Below are 15949 nucleotides of genomic sequence, written 5' to 3'. Positions count from 1 at the left end.
CCCGAACCTTCGCGGAAGCATTCGGGAGCTTTTCTCTCCATCGCCTCGTTCCCTCCGGCGTTCGGGAGCCCTTCGAGAGGGCTCCGCACCGGTGGAGCGAAAGGAGAACGACGAAGTTCTTACTTGGCGCTGTACCAGGAAGCGCCTTCCGGCATCACGAAGCGGGTGGCCTCGGCGTTGTTGGCAACCTGCTCGGCACCGATCGTGTAGTTGGTCCACATCGTGATGGAGCCGCCGACGATCATGAGGAAGGCGACGACGAGCATGGCCTTGCGGAAGCCAGTGCGGTCGGAACCGGCTCGCTGGTCCATGATCTTCGTCTCGGGGTTCTTCGCGAAGATGTCCCACTTAACGGCGAGGCGATACAGACCGATCATGCCGTGGAGCTCGGTGCACACGAGGAAGATGAACGTGTAGAGCAGGCCGTTGTGATAGGTGTGGACGCCGATCAGGTTCGGATCAAACCCGTGCGGGTTCGTGAGCATGCTGATCACGTGCGGGAACACGAGGAAGAAGAGGCAGAAGGCCGTGACGAACTGAACCCACCAGAGGGTCGTGTCCTCGTGATGGAGGAGCTTGACGTGGGCGCGGATGTCATGGAGCTTCTTGTAGGAGGTCGGGAAGCGACGGAGCGCGCAGAACATGTGGATGATCACGCAGAGCGTGATGAAGCCGACGAACACGACGTGCATCCAGGGCTGGTCGGAACCGAAGATGCCGACGCCGCCGGAGGTGGCGATGAGGTTCGCGAAGAGCTCCTTGCTGATGTTCACGGAACCCGTGAAGGCCATGTGGCAGAAGAGGAAGAGGCCGAGGATGAGGCCGGTGACGGACTGCGCCACGTCGAGACGGGCGGTGCACTTGCTCTGGCGCTTGGCATCCTTGAGGCCGACGCCCCAGACGTTGTCCGTGGCGGAAGGCGTGTGGCTGTACTTGATGGAATCAGGGGTCGACATTTGAGTCTTGTCCTAAGGGAAGAAGAAGAGGGCTTCCGGAGCCCGAAGAGACTTCAGGGCGCAGGAAACGAAAAAAATCTTGACGAGCGAATGATGCTTCAGAGCGCGTTACAGTTTTTTGACAATTGTCAAAGTTTTCGAGGCCCGGGGACGGGGTATGAATTGGCACGGGGCTCAAAACTACGCATAAACACGTATGAAAAACTGCGTTTCTGGCTTACCTGGAACTTAATCCTAGGGTTTACCCTCGAATTTCGTGTTCAAAAGAATTCCGTCTGTTCTGCCATAGAAAAAGCGCGCCGCTCCCGGCGTGGGAGGACGCGCTTCTGATCCGGGCGGATGCGGTGATTCCGCTCAAAAATTACTTCGTGCCGAAGATGCGGTCGCCGGCGTCGCCGAGGCCCGGGACGATGTAGGCGTGTTCGTTGAGACGCTCGTCGAGCGCAGCGGTGTAGAGCGCCACGTCGGGGTGCAGACGCGTGAAGACCTCCACGCCCTCGGGGGCGCAGACGAGCGACATGAAGCGGATCTGGTCGCCCGGGACGCCGCGCTTCTTGAGGACGTCAACGGCGTGGGCGCCGGAGTAGCCCGTCGCGACCATCGGGTCCACGACGATGAAGGTGCGGCCCTCGAGCTGGGCGGGCAGTTTCACGAGGTACTCGACCGGGCGGTGGTTCTCGTCGCGGTAGAGGCCGATGTGGCCGACGCGCGCCGACGGCATGAGCGTGAGCAGACCCTCGGACATGCCGAGGCCGGCGCGGAGCACCGGGACGATCACGCACTTCTTGCCCGAAAGCATCGGCGTCCAGCAGTGGGCGACCGGGGTCTCGATCTCCTCGAGGGAGACAGGGAAGTCGCGCGTGAGCTCGTAGCCCATGAGCATCGAGAGCTCGTTCAGGAGCTCGCGGAAGTCGCGCGTGCTCGTGCGCTTGTCACGCATCAGAGAGAGCTTGTGCTGCACAAGGGGATGGTCAACGATGTGCAGGCTCGGGAAACGGGGATCAGTCTTCATTTTCAACTCTCTCTGACGCGAAAAATTCAAAAAGGGGACCCGCCGGTGCCCTGCGGCATCGGTTGTCCGAATCTCGAACGGGTATTATAAGATTCTGCCCACCGGGCTCTGAAGCCCGCCCGAATTCCTCACCCCTCACTGGAGTCAAAAGTGAAGCTGCGCACCCTTTTCCTGATGCTCATCCTGGTGCTTCTCGCAGTGTTCCTCATCATCAACTGGTCGGCCCTCTCGCAGGTCACGACCGTGAATCTTGTGGTCGAGGAGATCCAGGCCCCGCTCGGCGTCATCGTCGTCGGCGCCTTCGCCGTCGTCGTGCTGATCATGATGCTCTACACGATCTTCCAGCAGGCGAGCGTCGTCATGGAGATCCGCCAGGCCCACAAGGACACCCGCGCCGCCCGCCAGGCCGCTGACGAGGCCGACAAGAGCCGCGTCACCGAGCTCGGCCGCGAGGTCAAGGCCCGCCTTGACCAGCTCGAGGCTCTCATCGTCGCCAAGACCGACGAGGTCGAGAAGCTCATCCGCGAGCGCGGCGACGCCGCTGACCGCGAGATCGCGCTGCTGCGCGACCAGATGAAGGAGGAGCAGGCGGCCACGCAGAACGCCGTTTCCGAGCGCCTCCTCAACATCGACAAGAAGGTCTCCGACGTCCTGCCCGCGAGCGAAGGCGAGATCAAGGACGAGAAGAAGAAGAAGGAGCTCTTCGGCGATCTCTTCTGATCGGCCTCGAAGTCCTTCACCGTGAGGTCCGGCCGGTTTTTCCGCCGGACCGCAAAAGGAAGCCCCGCAGTCTTGACGACCCGGGGCTTTCTGCTGTCAGCGGGTTTCACCGCGGTCCCCTGAGGGGCCGCGGTGATGTCTGGGAGGCTCTGATCAGGCTTCCTTGTGGTAGCCGGTCACGAGCTCGACCTCCTCGGCGGCGCCGAGGAAGACCGCGACGCGCTCATGGATGCCCTGCGGGACGATGTCACGGATGGCCTGATGGCCGTTCGTGGCGGCGCCGCCGGCGTTCTCCATGAGCATCGACATCGGGTTGGCTTCGTAGAGAAGACGGAGCTTGCCCGGGCGCGAGGGATTGCGGGCGTCCTTCGGGTACATGAAGATGCCGCCGCGCATGAGGATGCGGTGCACCTCGGCGACCATCGCCGCAACCCAGCGCATGTTGTAGTTCTTGCCGCGCGGGCCGTCCTTGCCGGCGAGGAGCTCGGAGATGTAGCGCTTCACGGGGGCTTCCCAGAAGCGCTCGTTGCTCATGTTGATGGCGAACTCGGCGGCCTCGCGGTCGACGCGGACGTTCTCGGCCGTGAGACGGAAGGTGCCCGTCACGTCATCGAGCGTGAAGAGCACGACGCCGCGGCCGAGCGTGAGCGCGAGGATCGTCTGCGGACCGTACATGCAGTAGCCGGCTGCGACGAGGCTGCGGCCCGGGATGAGGAAGTCGCCTTCGGCGGGCTGGCGCTTCGGACGGCCGGCGGGCTGGATCGCGAAGATCGAGCCGATCGAGACGTTGATGTCGATGTTGCTCGAGCCGTCGAGCGGGTCGAAGCAGGCGAGATAGGGCCCGATCGCATATTCGTCGGGAACGGCGATCGGCTCGGGAACCTCCTCGCTCACCATGCCGCAGACGGCGCCCGTGCGGGCGACGGCCTCGACGAAGATGTCGTTCGAGATGATGTCGAGCTTCTTCTGGTCCTCGCCCTGGACGTTGGCGCTGCCGGCGAGACCGAGCACACCGGCGAGGGCGCCCTCACGCACCTTGGCGCTGATCTCCTTGCAGGCCTCGGAGATGCCGACGAGGAGACGGGAAAGAACGGGGTCGGACCCGGCGAGGGCTTCCTCGCGCGAGAGATATTCCTGAAGTGAAAGCGAAGTCACGGGAAAAGTTCCTTGTGGGTGGTCGGGGGTTAGAGGGGGCTCGACAGGGCCTTCTCGATGATCTCGGCGACGTTGGGCGAAAGCTCGCTCTTCTTCGCCGCGACCGACTCGAGGGCCGCGTGCATTTTCTCGGCGAGCGCGGGCGTGAAGCGGCGCCAGTTGTCGAGCGACCGGGCGACGCGGGAGGCGACCTGCGCGTTGATGGCGTTGAGCTCAAGCACCGTCTCGGCCCAGAACGCATAGCCCGAGCCGTCGGGCTGATGGAACTCGGACGGGTTCTGCTGGAAGAACGGGATGAGCAGCGAGTAGACGTTGTTCGGATTGCGGATCGAGAAGAACTCGCACTGCATGAGCTGGCGGACGCGCTCGATCACGGGCGTCTCGCCGGGGAAGGAGGGCGCGGTGGCCTGGATCGCGAGCCACTTGTTGATGAGAAGCGGCTGGTCGTGCCATTCCTTGAGCGTCTCGAGCTCCATGTCCTGCTTCGCGGGCGTCTGGGAATTGCACATCATGCGCAGCGACGCAAGGCGGTCCGTGAGGTTGTTCGCCTGCTGGAACTGCTCCTTGATCATGATCGCCGCACGCGGGTTGCCCGCGGCATGGGCGTAGCCGAGCGCGAGGTTGCGCAGCGCCCTGCGGCCGGCCTTCTCGGGCGTGGGCTCGTAGGGGCCGTCGACCGCGTTGCTCTGGGCGGCCTCGAGGAGGGCATTGAGGTTCTTCTCGGCGACGGCGAGGCGCACGGCAAGCCAGGCGGCGTGCACGGCGTGCGGATCGATGAGGGGATCCTCCTCGGCGATGAGCTTCTCGCTCGGCATCGCGAGGGCGACGGCCTTGAAGGCGGGCGAGAGCGTCTCGTCGCGCAGGATCTGGCCGGCGGCGTTCGTCACGAGCGGGTTCACGTCGACGCTCTGGTGCAGGAGCCGCGCCCGGGTCTGCTCATGGACCGCGTCGATGAGGAGGCGGTTCATTGCGTCCCAGCGGTTGAAGGGATCCGGGTCGAAGGCGGCGAGGAAGGCGCGGTCATCGATCGTCTGGCCGGCGTCGAGGATCACCGGGGCCGCGAAGCCGCGGTTGAGCGAGAGCACGGGGCGCTCGGCGAGCCCCCCGAAGACCCATTCGCACTTCTCGCGGTCAAGCTCGAACATGCGCGTTCCGGCGAGCGGCGCCTCGTCCTCCTCGGCGAGCTGCACGGGCATCTCCTTGCCGTTCCTGTCGAGGAAAGCGACGGGGAAGGGAATGAGGAAGGGCTTCTTGACGGGCTGGCCCGGCGTGGCGGGCGTGGCCTGCGTGGCGGTGAGAGTGAGGCGGTGGTTGTCGTCGTCCCAGACGGAGCGCACCGTGACGCGCGGCGTGCCCGACTGCGAGTACCAGTTGGCGAACTGCGAGAGGTCGCGGCCGCTCGCCTCGGCCATCGCCGAGAGGAAGGCCTCGCAGGTGACCGCGTGGCCGTCGTTCTGCTGGATGTAGAGATCGAACCCCTTGCGGAAGACCTCGCGGCCGAGGAGCGTCTGCAGCATGCGGATCACCTCGGCGCCCTTCTCGTAGACGGTCACCGTGTAGAAGTTGTTGATGTTCTGGTAGCTGTCCGGGCGGATCGGATGCGCCATGGGGCCCGCGTCCTCGAGGAACTGCGCGGTCCGGAGCACATTGACGTCGCGGATGCGCTGGACGGCGCGCGCCGACGGGGCGCCTAGCATGTCGGCCGAGAACTCCTGGTCGCGGAAGACGGTGAGGCCCTCCTTCAGGGTGAGCTGGAACCAGTCGCGCAGCGTGACGCGGTCGCCCGTCCAGTTGTGGAAGTACTCGTGGCCGACGACGCCCTCGATGCGCAGGTAGTCGTCATCGGTCGCCACGGCGGGGTTGGCGAGGGCGCAGCGGGAGTTGAAGACGTTGAGGCCCTTGTTCTCCATCGCGCCGAAGTTGAAGTCGTTCGTCGCGACGATCTTGAAGTCCTTGAGGTCGAGCTCGAGCCCCCAGCGCTCCTCGTCCCAGCGGATGGCGCGCTTCAGGCTCTCGAGCGTGTGCTCGGTCTTGTCGATGTCCTGCGGGTCAACCCAGACCGAGAGGTCCACGGTGCGGCCGTCCTTGAGGTCGAACTTCGAGGCGCGGCAGACGAGCTTGCCCGCGACGAGCGCGAAGAGGTAGCAGGGCTTCGGGAAGGGATCGACGAAGGTGAGCTCGCGGCGGCCGTCCTCGAGCGTGCGCTCGAGCGTCTGGTTGCCGTTCGAGAGCATCACCGGGTAGGTGTCGATCGCCCCGCGCACGACGGTCGTGTAGCGCGACAGAACGTCCGGACGGTCCTCGAAGAAGGTGATGCGGCGGAAGCCCTGGCTCTCGCACTGGCTCATCAGGTTCTCGCCCGAGGAGTAGATGCCCGAGAGCTCGGTGTTGGCCTTGGGGCTGAAGGTGTTCTCGATCTCGATCTGCGCTTCGCTGCGGATGCCCGGGATGTAGAGGCCCGTCTTGTCGATGCGGTATTCGCCCGAGGTGAGCTTGCGTCCGTTGAGCGAGACGCTGACGAGCTCGATGTCCTCGCCGTTCAGGAAGAGCGCGGCGCCCTGCTCGGCGGAGTCGGGGTTCGGGCGCACCTCCATGACGCTCTTTACCTTCGTGGTCTCGGCGTCAAGGTCAAACTCGAGGCGGATCGTGTCGATGAGATGGGTGGGCGCCCTGTAGTCGCCGCGGTGAATGGTCTTTGCCATGGATGAATGCTTTTCCTCAAAAAGGTCCGGGCTCGCGGCCGAGGGCAAGCATGCACGTTCCTCCGGGTGCAGGGGTGCACAGGGATGAACGGCCGCACTTCCTCAGGGGCCGCGGAGAGCGGAGCGGAATCTGTCAAACAGTCCGATTCTAAAGAGACTCAGTGGACTCGGGCGGCGGCCAAAGAAAAATCCCGGCCCGCTCGAGGCGGTCCGGGATCTTTCGATGACTTTTCGTCAGAGGCGGGAGCGATTACTTCGCAGCGGCCTTGAACGGAATGACGTAGCCGTAGTTGTGGCCGGCCGTCGGATGGCAGGCGAGGCAGTCAACCTTCTTCTCGGCGTTCGGGCCCATGCCCTTGTGCAGCATGGCGAGGATCGGGCGCTTCGGATCGTACATGCGCTCGACGTCATGGCAGCCGCGGCAGGTGGCGAAGTTGCGGTCGATCATCTGCTGGTGGACAGCCGTGGCCATCTCCTCACGCTTCTCGACCTGCTTCTCCGGGGTGTTCATCGTGCCGCGCACGAAGCCCCAGGCCGACTTCGAACCGGCGATGGCCTTGTCGATCAGCAGAGCGGTGTAGTCGATCGGGCCCGCGAAGTGGTTGGACTCGTTCTTGAGGTGGCAGTCGGAGCAGCCGGCGGTGACGCCGGAGTCGGTGCGGTAGTGATCGCCCTTCTTGTAGGCTTCGTAGGTGACGGTCATGTCATGGCAGAACTCACCGCAGAACTTCTCGGTGCCGGCCCAGTGCACCACAGAGGTGAGCACACCGACGAACACGATACCGATGGCAATGCCGACGACGCACCACAGCGCGAGGTACCAGGGGCTGTCTTTTTTCATTTTGGGAACCTGTCTTTTTCTGGCGGCTTCCGGCTGTGAATGTTGAATTGGCGTCAGAGCGCCTTGTACCGGAAGTCGGGGTCAGTTGAAGAAAAAAAGTGGCACTCGCGTGCCATTTTCACACGATGATGATGATATGCATCTAAATGTAAGTCAGGGGCTTAAGGGTTTGATAAGCATCAAACGGATTGATTTCCACCTGAATTCGTTCGATCTAGCTGAACATACCCCTTACTGAGTAGTGCCGGAACGCCCCTCACTGAGCCAGCGCGATGACGATGACGGAGGAGGGGAGCGACGCGACCGCCTTCTGGTGGAGCTTCAGTCCGTGGCCCGCGCGCGCGAAGCCCACGATCACGATGCCCGAGGGCAGCTGGATCGTGCACTCGCCCCCCTTGTTGGCGCGGTCGCTGCGTATCACTTCGCCGACGATGAAGTTCTCCTGCTCCTCGGATTTCTCGACCGGGAACTCGGCGGTGATGTTGACGGCGGTGGCCTTCGCGAGCGCGAGCACCTCCATGCCTTCGCGCAGGCCGAGGATCTGGGCGGACTCCTTCGTGATGGACGCACGGATCAGGTGTGTGTCGTCGAGCCTCAGGATGAGCTTCACGAGCGCCGAGCCGATCTTCATCACCTCGATCGTGCAGGGGAACTGGTTGCGCATGGAGGTGGCGAGCGACGCCGCGGAGATGCGGGCGATCTGCGTGACGTTCGTGGGCTCGTCGGAGCCGGCGAGCTTGCGGGCAAAGCGGTCGAGCACCGTGCGGCGGGCGCGCTTGAGTTCGTCGGCGAGGTCAAGCACGAGCTGGCCGGAGGTGGTGAGCCGCGTGCCGCCGCCCTTCGCGCCGCCCACGGCCTTCTCCACGAGAGGCTTGCCGGCGAGGTTCGAGAGCGTCTCAATCGCCTGCCAGGCGGCCTTGTAGCTCACGCCCGCGCTGCGCGCGGCCTCGGAGATGGAGCCCACGTCAGCGATCCGGCGCAGGATGTCGATGCGCTTGTCGGTCTGTTCACTGAGGATGCCGGCGAGAAGGTTGGCATCCGCGGGCTGCTGACTCATGGTTTACTCCCGTAGAGGTATGGCTGGACAGTTCTTAAGGGACTTGCCGATTTCGATCGGCTTCGCTATTCTGTTTAAGGATAACGAACATCCTGCCCCAAGTGGCAGATTTTATTACGACGAGGCACTGAGCCCGAAAGTTGCCGGATCGTCAATCCCAAGGAGTTTGGAAGAATGAAGAAGTCCCTTACGGCCGTTGCCGCCGCCGTCATCGCCTGCTGCGCCTTTACTGCCGGCGCCGAGGAAATCAAGGTTGCGGTCGCTGCCAACTTCACCGCCCCGGCCAAGGATCTCGCGCCGATTTACGAGAAGGCCACCGGTGACAAGGTGATCCTTTCCTTCGGTGCCACGGGCGCCTTCTACGCCCAGATCAAGAACGGCGCTCCGTTCGACATCCTGCTCGCCGCTGACGCCAAGACCCCGGCCAAGGCCATCAAGGAAGGCTACGGCGTCGAGGGCACCTCTTTCACGTATGCCATCGGCAAGCTCGTCCTCTGGTCGACCGACGCGAACCTCGTGAAGAATGACGTCGCCGCCGTCATCAACAACCCGGCCGTCAAGCACGTCGCCATCGCCGACCCGAAGCTCGCCCCGTACGGCGAGGCCGCCTACCAGGCGCTTGAGTCCCTCGGCCTCAAGGATGCCGTCGCCCCGAAGACCGTCATCGGCGGCAACATCGGCAAGACCCTCCAGTTCGTCAAGTCCGACAACGCTGAAGCTGGCTTCATCGCCCTCTCGCAGTGCTTCAAGGACGGCAAGTTCACGTCCGGCTCCGGCTATGTCATCCCGCAGGAGCTCTATGGCGTGATCAAGCAGGACGCGGTCCTCCTCAAGGCCGGTGAGAAGAACGCCGGTGCGAAGCGCTTCCTCGAGTTCCTGAAGAACAGCAAGGAAGCCACCGCCGTTCGTAACGCCTACGGCTACGGCACGGCCAAGTAATTTCCCCGTCTCCCCGTTCCGGAGCATGATCCGTGAATACGACATGCTCCGGGGAGAGGGATGAAAAGATCAAAACGCGTTCTTGAGACGGACGCCTTTGCTTCCGGAGGGAACTCTTGAGTTCTCTCCGGTTTTTTCGGTTTCAGGGGGGCGCTTTCCCAGGGCCTCCGTGCTGACCGGTTTCCCTCCTTTCCCGCGAGTCTCAGCCATGCTGGAACAGTTTCTCGAACTCATCGACGGCATTTCGTTCGCGCCGGTTCAGCTCTCGCTCGAACTTGCGGCCGTCACGACCTGCGTGCTCCTCGTGATCGGCCTGCCGCTCTCCTGGTGGCTCGCCCGCGGCGAGAGCCGCTGGTGCCCGGCCGTGAACGCCATCGTCACGCTGCCGCTCGTGCTGCCGCCCTCGGTGCTCGGTTTCTACATCCTCGTCGCCCTCGGTCCCCACGGCCCGCTCGGCATGCTCACCGAGGCGCTCGGCCTCGGCGTGCTCAACTTCAGCTTCTCCGGCCTGGTGATCGGCTCCGTGGTCTACTCCATGCCCTTCATGGTGCAGCCGCTCGTGACGGCCTTCGAGGGCATCGGCCCGCGTCCGATGGAGGTCGCGGCGACCCTGCGCTGCCGCCCCTTTGACGCCTTCATCCACGTCGTGATGCCGCTCGCCCGCGCGGGCATCGTCACCGGCATCCTGATGACCTTCGCCCACACGATCGGCGAGTTCGGCGTCGTGCTGATGATCGGCGGCAACATTCCCGACCAGACCCAGGTCGTCTCGACCGAGATCTACACCCACGTCGAGGCGATGGAGTACGAGAAGGCCCACGTGCTCGCCGGCGGCATGCTCATCTTCAGCTTCATCGTGCTCATGAGCCTCAACGTGCTCAACAAGCGCGCCGCGCGCTGACCCTTTCCGAGGAGAAAAGAAAAATGACGGAACATCATTTCGGAGAGGTTCGTCTCACGCTCGCCCGCAGCACGGGCTTCACGCTTGAGGCGGACGTGCGCGTCCCGAGCTCGGGCATCACGGTGCTCTTCGGGCCCTCGGGCTGCGGCAAGACCACGGTGCTGCGCTGCGTCGCGGGCCTCGAGCGCGCGGTCGGCCGCGTCGTGATCGGCGGCAACGTCTGGCAGGACGACGAGAAGAAGATTTTCCTGCCGACCTATGAGCGCAGCCTTGGCTATGTCTTCCAGGAGGCGAGCCTCTTCGCGCACCTCAACGTCGAGAAGAACCTCACGTTCGGCCTCGAGCGCACGAAGGTCGAGGACGGCAAGGGACGCCTCGCCAAGGCCGTGGAGCTCCTCGGCATCAGGCATCTGCTCAAGCGCCGCGTTTCCGAGCTCTCGGGCGGCGAGCGCCAGCGCTGCGCCATCGCCCGCGCGCTCTGCCTCACGCCGGACATCCTGCTCATGGACGAGCCGCTCGCGGCGCTCGACTACGCGAGAAAGCGCGAGATCCTGCCCTGGCTCGAGAAGCTGCGCAGCGAGCTGCAGATCCCGATTCTCTACGTCACGCACTCCGCCGACGAGATGGCGCGTCTTGCCGACGAGCTGATCGTCATGCAGGACGGCAAGGTCCGCGCCGCCGGCCCGCTCGCCGAGGTGCTCGGCAACGTGAAGGTCCCGGTCGAGACCGCGTACGGCTCCTCCGTGGTGCTCAAGGGCAGGGTCGAGAGCGTCTCGACCGAGTGGAAGTCCGCGCTCATCCGCACGGGCGGCTGGGTGGTCGATGCGGTCGCCTCCGGCCTCAAGGTGGGCGACGAGGTCCGCATGCGCATGCTCTCGCGCGACGTGAGCGTGTCGCTCGAGAAGCCGCGCGACGTTTCGATCCGCAACTGCCTCCCGGCCACGGTCGTCGAACTCGGTGCCGAGACCGGTCCCGAGGGGGCGTACCAGATCGTCAAGCTCGCGGCCCGCGAAGGCGAGGGCGAGATCCTCGCGCGCATCCTGCGCGAGTCCGCCGCGGAGCTTCAGCTCGCGCCGGGCAAGCCCGTCTGGGCGCTCGTCAAGGCGACCGCCGTGATCGTCTGACGGCCTGAACCGGATCGTCCAGAAGGAAATGGCGCCCTGAGTGATTCAGAGGCGCCATTTTCATTGGAGTGCGGCGGGGAAGGCCCGCAGGCCTTCCTCACTGACTTGATCAGCAGCGGCGGGCGAGCTCGCGGGCCTTGCCGATGTAGGTGGCGGGGGTGAGCTCGAGGAGGCGCTGCTTGGCGTCCTCGGGGATCTCAAGGCCGGCGATGAAGGTGCGCATCGTCTCCTCGTTGATGCCGTCCTTGCCGCGGGTGAGGGCCTTCAGCTGCTCGTACGGGTGCGGCACGCCGTAGCGGCGCATCACCGTCTGGACGGCCTCGGCGAGAACCTCCCAGGCCGCGTCGAGGTCGCGGGCGATCATCGCCTCGTTGACCTGGAGCTTGCCGAGGCCGCGCTCGAGGGCGCTGTAGCCCGTGAAGCAGTAGCCGAAGGCGACGCCGAGGTTGCGCAGCACCGTCGAGTCCGTGAGGTCGCGCTGCCAGCGCGAGATCGGAAGCTTCCCGGCGAGGTGGCCGAGGACGGCGTTGGCGAGGCCGAGGTTGCCCTCGGAGTTCTCGAAGTCGATCGGGTTGACCTTGTGCGGCATGGTCGAGGAGCCGACCTCGCCTTCCTTCAGCTTCTGGCGGAAGAAGTGCATGGAGATGTAGCCCCACACGTCGCGGTCGAAGTCGATGAGGATCGTGTTGGCGCGCTCGATCTCGTGGAAGAGCTCGGCCATGTAGTCGTGCGGCTCGATCTGGATCGTGTGCGTGTTGAAGACGGCGCCGAGGCGTTCCTCGACGACCTTCTTCGAGAAGCTCTCCCAGTCGAAGTCCGGGTAGGCGATCAGGTGGGCGTTGAAGTTGCCCACGGCGCCGTTCATCTTGGCGTAGATCTTCACGGACTCGATCGCGTTGATGACGCGCTCGAGGCGGACGGCGACGTTGGCGAACTCCTTGCCGACGGTCGTGGGCGAGGCGGTCTGGCCGTGCGTACGCGAGAGCATCGAGATGTCGGCCCACTGGTGGGCGTAGCCGGCGATGATGCCGTGGAGCTTGCGGAGGAACTTCACGAGCTCGGCGCGGCCGCGCATCAGCATGAGCGCATGGCTCGTGTTGTTGATGTCCTCGGAGGTGCAGGCGAAGTGGACGAACTCGGCGGCGCTCTTGAGTTCCTCGTCATGGGCGACCTGGCCCTTGATCCAGTACTCGACGGCCTTCACGTCGTGGTTCGTGGTCTTCTCGATCTCCTTGACGGCCTCGCAGTCCTCTAGCGAGAAGTTCTCGGCGAGGTCGCGCAGGAACGCCTTGCCGTGGTCGGAGAGGTGGGGGAGCTCCGCGAAGCCGGCCTCGGAGAGGGCGATGAGCCACTCGACCTCGACGCGCACGCGGGCGTTCATGAAGGCGTATTCGGAGAAGATCGCGCGCAGGGGGTCGCACTGGCGGCTGTAGCGGCCGTCGATCGGGGAAAGAGCGGTGAGGGGATTGAGCGCCATGGTCTAGCGGTGCCTCGTGATTAAAGGTGGAAAAGAAAAAAGCGAACAACCGCGCCCGTGCGGTGTCATCCGGCCTTTCGCCGGGTGCCGCTCAAGGGGTCGGTCAAATTGTCTGGTGCCGCAATTTTAGAGCACCGCCGGGGGCTTCTGAGCCTGCGGGAGCCCCTCAGATTGGCTTCAGGTTCACCGAAGACTCGGCGCGGATAATTGGACAAATTGCCTGCCGCGCCTCGTTTTCCGCGCCAGAGGGCCGAGCCCCATGACGCGGCAGGGGCACGCGTCCCCTTTTTCTAAATTTCAAGGGATCTCCGCCATGTCCGCCCGAAATCTCTCCCGTCTCGCCTGCGCCGTCGCCGCGGCGCTCATTCTCTCGGCCCCGCCCGCGGCGCTTGCCGTCGGCGGCCCGAGCGGCAACGCCGTGAAGTTGAAGAAGCAGGGCGAGCTCGGCGAACTCGTCATCAACCCCTACGACATCGCCCCGCTCACGGCTGTCATCAGAAACGGCGGCGAGGTGATCACGAAGGCGCACGTGCGCGTCGTGCCGAAGGAGGGCGGCCAGGAGATCGCCTACGACGTGGGACCCGTCACGCTGCGCACCCACGGCGGCATCCCCGTCTTCGGCCTCTATCCGGATTACCTGAACAAGGTCGAGGTCACGTGGACGAAGAAGACCGCAGCCGGCGAGACGGTCGACGGGAGCGAGACCTACAGCATCTTCACGCCGCCCGTCTACCTCGAGCCCTACTGGGGAGCCCACGACCGTCCGGTGAAGACCTTCGAGACGGAGATCGTGAAGGCCCCCGCCGAAGGGTTCGGCGACCGCCTCTATTTCATCAACAACCTCGGGCAGGAGTCGCCCAAGGGCAGCCGCGTCGTGTGGAACAACCCCGCGGGCGGTGCCCTCGAGTGGAACTACTACCCGCAGAACGCGATCGTCGACACCCGCGGCGAGGTGCGCTGGTACCTACAGCCCTCGAAGATCTATGACCCGAGGAGCATTTATCAGGCCGGCATCATGATGGGCTTCCATCAGAACGAGGACGGCGCGCTCTCCTGGGCCTACGGCCAGCGCTACGCGAAGTACGACCTGATGGGCCGCGAGATCTTCAACCGCAGGCTGCCCGAGGGCTACGCGGACTTCAGCCACGCGATGGCCCCGGGCCCCGACGGACACTATTTCCTGCGCGTCGCCGCCGCTGACCTGAAGCGCGCCGACGGCTCGCACATCCACACGGTGCGCGACGTGATCGCCGAGGTCGATGCGAGCGGCCGCGTGATTGACGACTGGCGTCTCTTCGAGATCCTCGACCCGAACCGCAGCATCGTGATCAAGTCGATCGACCAGGGCGCGGTGTGTCTCAACGTCGACCTCGAGCAGACCGGCAAGACCATCTCGGCCGAGCAGCTCGCCCGGCTCGAGGCCCGGGCCGCCTTCGGCGACATCGCGGGCACGGGCGTCGGGCGCAACTGGGCGCACGTCAATTCGGTCGACTACGACGCCGCGGACGACTCGATCATCATCAGCTCCCGCCATCAGTCGGCCGTGATCAAGATCGGCCGCGACAAGGAGGTGAAGTGGATCCTCGGCGCGCCGAACGGCTGGCAGGGCAAGCTCCGCGACAAGGTGCTCACCCCGGTCGACGCCTCGGGCAACCCCATCCCCTGCCGCATCGGCCGCTGCGAGGGTGACTTCGACTGGACCTGGACGCAGCACACCGGCTGGAAGGTCGACGAGCTCTCCGAGCCCGGCGTCTCGGTCGTGACGGTCTTTGACAACGGCGACGGCCGCGGCTTCACCCAGCCCGTGCTCGTCGACGAGAAGTACAGCCGCGCGGTGATGTACCGCATCGACGAGAAGAAGGGCACGGTTCAGCAGATCTGGGAATACGGCAAGGAGCGCGGTCACGAGCTCTACAGCGCGATCACCTCGTCGGTGGAGTACGGCGCCGACAAGGACTCCCTCGTCGTCTACTGGGCCTCGATCGACGTGCAGAGCGGCAAGGGCGTCAATCCTGTTCTGAACGAGTTCCGCCGCGGCGAGAAGGAACCGGTCTTCGAGATGCGCATCCGCGATTCGTTCGGCTACCGCGCGCTGCCGATCGATCTCGGCAAATCCTTCAATCCGTAAAAAAGCTGTCACCCCGGCGGGCGGGAGCCGTCAGGGGGAGAAACCGTGGAAATTCGAGCGTTTTCCCGGGCTTTCAAGCCCGGGAGCGCCTTCGGGCAGTCCGGCCGGTGTCCCTGAGGCAGAGCGGAATTCCCACTGCTGAAACACTCCCTTGCAGATTGAGGGAACCCCTAAGCAAGTCCTCAGCCGGGCGGCTTTAAATTGCAATCAACCCGATCGGGAACAACCGAGGAACAACAAGGCAAAGGCCGGACGCGGGGAGCGGTTCTGAATCCTTCAGAACCTTGACCGTCCGGCAGGGAATTCAGAAAGGTAAGTCAAATGAAGAAGAGCACCAAGATCATCGCCTCCCTCGCAACCGTCGGCGCGCTCTGCGTCGGAACCGTTGCGATGGCCGCCCCCTGGCATCACGGCGCCCCCGCCGGCGACCAGCCGCAGCCGCCCGCCGGCTACTCCGCTCAGGACTTCCGCGCCGCCGGCTGGGAAGCCATGGCCCGCATCCTGACGCTCAAGCCCGAGCAGCAGGCCGCCTGGAAGGCCTACGTCGACGCCCGCTCCGCCCTTGACGTGATGCCCGACAGCGTGAAGTTCGACAAGCCCGCCGTCGACATCCAGACGAAGCTTGAGCGCCGCGCCCAGGTCGCGAAGGTCCGTGCCGACCTCCTCGACAAGGTCGCCAAGGCCCGCGCTGACCTCGGCAAGGTCCTCTCGCCCGAGCAGAAGTACGTGCTCGAGAGCTTCGAACTGCAGCACAGCGGCCACGGCATGCGCGGTCCGCGCGGCGGTGACGACCGCGGTCCGCAGGGCTTCGGTCCGCATCACCGCGGCATGGGCCCCCAGGGCTTCGGCCCGGGCTGCCAGGGCAACGGCCCGCAGGGTCCCCAGGGCTTTGAGCGCGGTCCGCGCGCCAGCGGCCCGCAGGGCTTCGGTCCCGGCT

The 15949-nt window shown here is 64.8% G+C and carries 13 protein-coding genes; 6 read left to right on the top strand and 7 right to left on the bottom strand.

What is annotated here, in order from left to right; translation table 11 throughout:
- Positions 1 to 119: 119 nt before the first annotated feature.
- A complete protein-coding gene (locus Q4F91_RS01335; RefSeq protein ID WP_303333965.1) occupies positions 120 to 956 on the bottom strand; it encodes a fumarate reductase cytochrome b subunit in 837 nt (278 codons plus the stop codon).
- A gap of 361 nt (positions 957 to 1317) precedes the next feature.
- A complete protein-coding gene (gene upp / locus Q4F91_RS01330; RefSeq protein WP_303333964.1) occupies positions 1318 to 1968 on the bottom strand; it encodes a uracil phosphoribosyltransferase in 651 nt (216 codons plus the stop codon).
- Between the two features lie 150 nt (positions 1969 to 2118).
- Here upp and Q4F91_RS01325 point away from each other — a divergent pair, with 150 nt between their 5' ends.
- Positions 2119 to 2688: a LapA family protein gene (locus tag Q4F91_RS01325; RefSeq protein ID WP_303333963.1), complete on the top strand. Its 570-nt coding sequence runs from the start codon at positions 2119 to 2121 to the stop codon at positions 2686 to 2688.
- 153 nt (positions 2689 to 2841) lie between these two features.
- Here Q4F91_RS01325 and Q4F91_RS01320 read toward each other — a convergent pair whose 3' ends face one another.
- The 4 genes from Q4F91_RS01320 to Q4F91_RS01305 all read right to left on the bottom strand — a co-directional run bounded on the left by Q4F91_RS01320 (position 2842) and on the right by Q4F91_RS01305 (position 8443).
- Positions 2842 to 3843: a class 1 fructose-bisphosphatase gene (locus Q4F91_RS01320; protein WP_303333962.1), complete on the bottom strand. Its 1002-nt coding sequence runs from the start codon at positions 3841 to 3843 to the stop codon at positions 2842 to 2844.
- Positions 3844 to 3872: 29 nt separating this feature from the next.
- Complete coding sequence (gene pepN / locus Q4F91_RS01315; RefSeq protein WP_303333961.1) at positions 3873 to 6545, bottom strand: aminopeptidase N; 2673 nt, start codon at positions 6543 to 6545, stop codon at positions 3873 to 3875.
- A gap of 250 nt (positions 6546 to 6795) precedes the next feature.
- Positions 6796 to 7386, bottom strand: coding sequence for a NapC/NirT family cytochrome c (locus tag Q4F91_RS01310; RefSeq protein ID WP_303333960.1), 591 nt, complete (start codon positions 7384 to 7386; stop codon positions 6796 to 6798).
- A 256-nt stretch (positions 7387 to 7642) separates the two neighbouring features.
- A complete protein-coding gene (locus tag Q4F91_RS01305; RefSeq protein ID WP_303333959.1) occupies positions 7643 to 8443 on the bottom strand; it encodes a TOBE domain-containing protein in 801 nt (266 codons plus the stop codon).
- A gap of 174 nt (positions 8444 to 8617) precedes the next feature.
- Between Q4F91_RS01305 and modA the strand changes: the two genes are divergently transcribed.
- The 3 genes from modA to modC all read left to right on the top strand — a co-directional run bounded on the left by modA (position 8618) and on the right by modC (position 11407).
- Positions 8618 to 9382, top strand: a complete 765-nt coding sequence (gene modA / locus Q4F91_RS01300) for a molybdate ABC transporter substrate-binding protein (RefSeq protein WP_303333958.1) — start codon at positions 8618 to 8620, stop codon at positions 9380 to 9382.
- 208 nt (positions 9383 to 9590) lie between these two features.
- On the top strand, positions 9591 to 10283 hold the full coding sequence (gene modB, locus Q4F91_RS01295; protein ID WP_303333957.1) for a molybdate ABC transporter permease subunit: 693 nt from the start codon (positions 9591 to 9593) through the stop codon (positions 10281 to 10283).
- A 23-nt stretch (positions 10284 to 10306) separates the two neighbouring features.
- Positions 10307 to 11407: a molybdenum ABC transporter ATP-binding protein gene (gene modC / locus Q4F91_RS01290; RefSeq protein ID WP_303333956.1), complete on the top strand. Its 1101-nt coding sequence runs from the start codon at positions 10307 to 10309 to the stop codon at positions 11405 to 11407.
- A 109-nt stretch (positions 11408 to 11516) separates the two neighbouring features.
- Here the strand turns inward: modC and purB are convergent, their stop codons facing one another.
- The gene (gene purB, locus Q4F91_RS01285) at positions 11517 to 12884 is read right to left on the bottom strand and encodes an adenylosuccinate lyase (RefSeq protein ID WP_303333955.1); all 1368 of its coding nucleotides are present in this window, start codon (positions 12882 to 12884) and stop codon (positions 11517 to 11519) included.
- 313 nt (positions 12885 to 13197) lie between these two features.
- On the opposite strand from purB, the gene Q4F91_RS01280 reads away from it, so the two are divergent.
- Both Q4F91_RS01280 and Q4F91_RS01275 read left to right on the top strand, forming a co-directional pair.
- On the top strand, positions 13198 to 15012 hold the full coding sequence (locus Q4F91_RS01280; protein ID WP_303333954.1) for an aryl-sulfate sulfotransferase: 1815 nt from the start codon (positions 13198 to 13200) through the stop codon (positions 15010 to 15012).
- A gap of 321 nt (positions 15013 to 15333) precedes the next feature.
- On the top strand, positions 15334 to 15949 hold a 616-nt coding region (locus tag Q4F91_RS01275; RefSeq protein ID WP_303333953.1), incomplete at its 3' end, for a Spy/CpxP family protein refolding chaperone.

Origin of the sequence: Sutterella sp. (assembly GCF_030539355.1) — a bacterium.
Lineage (GTDB): Bacteria > Pseudomonadota > Gammaproteobacteria > Burkholderiales > Burkholderiaceae_F > Sutterella.
Note: the sequence above shows the minus strand (reverse complement) of the source record. Positions and strands in the feature narration are given on the sequence as shown.

Bases quoted from the DNA above. Each gene is read 5' to 3' on its own strand.
- Q4F91_RS01335 (WP_303333965.1), bottom strand. From the start codon at position 956: ATGTCGACCCCTGATTCCATCAAGTACAGCCACACGCCTTCCGCCACG.
- upp (WP_303333964.1), bottom strand. From the start codon at position 1,968: ATGAAGACTGATCCCCGTTTCCCGAGCCTGCACATCGTTGACCATCCC.
- pepN (WP_303333961.1), bottom strand. From the start codon at position 6,545: ATGGCAAAGACCATTCACCGCGGCGACTACAGGGCGCCCACCCATCTC.
- Q4F91_RS01310 (WP_303333960.1), bottom strand. From the start codon at position 7,386: ATGAAAAAAGACAGCCCCTGGTACCTCGCGCTGTGGTGCGTCGTCGGC.
- Q4F91_RS01305 (WP_303333959.1), bottom strand. From the start codon at position 8,443: ATGAGTCAGCAGCCCGCGGATGCCAACCTTCTCGCCGGCATCCTCAGT.
- modA (WP_303333958.1), top strand. From the start codon at position 8,618: ATGAAGAAGTCCCTTACGGCCGTTGCCGCCGCCGTCATCGCCTGCTGC.
- modB (WP_303333957.1), top strand. From the start codon at position 9,591: ATGCTGGAACAGTTTCTCGAACTCATCGACGGCATTTCGTTCGCGCCG.
- modC (WP_303333956.1), top strand. From the start codon at position 10,307: ATGACGGAACATCATTTCGGAGAGGTTCGTCTCACGCTCGCCCGCAGC.
- purB (WP_303333955.1), bottom strand. From the start codon at position 12,884: ATGGCGCTCAATCCCCTCACCGCTCTTTCCCCGATCGACGGCCGCTAC.
- Q4F91_RS01280 (WP_303333954.1), top strand. From the start codon at position 13,198: ATGTCCGCCCGAAATCTCTCCCGTCTCGCCTGCGCCGTCGCCGCGGCG.